Here is a 273-nt window from a genome sequence, read left to right as displayed (position 1 = left end):
CCGGACGTGATCGAGAGCGTCAGCTTCACCGGTGGCCCGTCGGTAACGATCAAGAGCCACCACAATGTCGGCGGCCTGCCCGAGCGCATGAACATGAAGCTGGTCGAGCCGCTGCGCGAGCTGTTCAAGGACGAGGTCCGCGTGCTCGGCCGCGAACTGGGCCTGCCGGATGTGTTCGTCGGGCGGCACCCGTTCCCCGGACCCGGCCTCGCGATCCGTATTCCCGGCGAAGTCACGCGCGAACGGTGCGACATCCTGCGCAAGGCGGATGCG

General features: G+C 67.8%; 1 pseudogene. It reads left to right on the top strand.

The annotated features are described in order from the left end of the window. Positions 1-273: pseudogene (locus AC0IYH_RS31565) on the top strand (glutamine-hydrolyzing GMP synthase); the annotation flags it as partial.

The organism is Pseudomonas sp. AC463 (assembly GCF_979253585.1).
Note: the sequence above shows the minus strand (reverse complement) of the source record. Positions and strands in the feature narration are given on the sequence as shown.